Annotated in this window: 1 protein-coding gene; it reads right to left on the bottom strand. The window is 50.2% G+C overall.

Annotated features, from left to right (window positions below; genetic code table 11):
* Positions 1-8: 8 nt before the first annotated feature.
* A protein-coding gene (locus Xinn_RS20865; protein ID WP_086956849.1) for an IS3 family transposase occupies positions 9-1,177 on the bottom strand; the annotation gives its coding sequence in 2 pieces (ribosomal slippage) (positions 9-919 and positions 919-1,177; 1,170 coding nt in all).
* Positions 1,178-1,247 lie beyond the last annotated feature (70 nt).

Below are 1,247 nucleotides of genomic sequence, written 5' to 3' on the forward strand. Positions count from 1 at the left end.
TGAAGTGGTCAATTAAAATTGGTCACAACCTTAGCACTTTTCCAAAATAATCGTTCTGATTCATTTGGCGTGAGCCCATTGTTATACCAATGGGGGCGGATCTGGCTGTAATAGCCGGTTATATACTGGATGATGGCGCGAAAAGCCTCTCCAAAATTGGCATACCCTTCTTCAGGCACCCATTCACTCTTTAAACTCCTGAAGAAACGCTCCATTGGACTATTATCCCAGCAATTCCCCCGACGGCTCAGGCTTTGTTTGAGACCATAACGTCCCAATAGTTGCCGGAAAGCTTTGCTGGTATAGTGACTGCCCTGATCACTGTGAAACATCACACCCCGCGGTCTTCCCCGGGATTCAAAGGCCATTTTCAAGGCTTTCTTGGTCAACGCCGTGTCCGGCGAGAACGACATGGCCCAGCCAATCGGCTTACGGGAAAACAGGTCGAGGACCACCGCCAAATAAGCCCAAAGTTTGCCTGTCCAGATGTAGGTCACATCGCCACACCACACCTGATTCGGCTCGGTGACGGCGAACTGTCGGTTCAGTGTGTTCGGAATATCAACATGTTCTTGTTCCTGACGGGAATAACGGTGTTTTTTCTGCTGGCAACTGACCAGTCCCATTTCCGCCATTAACTTCCCGGCCCGCCATCGACCTAAGGGAGTGCCTTTTGCGGTCACGATAGTGGCTATGGTTCGTGCCCCGGCTGAACCGTGGCTTTCATTAAACGCTTCCCGCACCAGACTTTTGAGCTTGATACGTTCGGCATCCGGCTCATCTCGTCGATGGTGCCAGGCCTGATAGCTACTGCGATAAACCCCGAACAGTTGGCAAAGGAAAGCCACAGGATAAAGCACTCTGAATTGCTCGATTAACGAGAACTGTTCAGGTAGTCCGACATCAAGAGTGCTGAAGCTTTTTTTAAGACTTCGTTCTCCATTTCAAGGCGTTGCAGCTTCTTTTTCAATTCACGGAGTTCAATTTGCTCCGGCGTGATGGGCAGGGCTTTGGGGGACTGGCCTTGCCGTTCCAGCGTCAACTGGCGAACCCAACGCCCCAGGGCAGATTGACTGACATTCATCGCTCTGGCGGCTTCGGCAATACTGTAGTGTTGGTCAAGCACTAGCTGAGCGGACTCTACTTTAAATTCGGGGCTGAAACTTCTTTTCATCATGTCACCTGTTGAATTGTCGAAGTGAGAATATCACCTCTATAACGGTGACCAAAATCATTGGACCACATCA

Origin of the sequence: Xenorhabdus innexi (assembly GCF_002632485.1) — a bacterium.
GTDB classification, from domain to species: Bacteria; Pseudomonadota; Gammaproteobacteria; order Enterobacterales; family Enterobacteriaceae; genus Xenorhabdus; species Xenorhabdus innexi.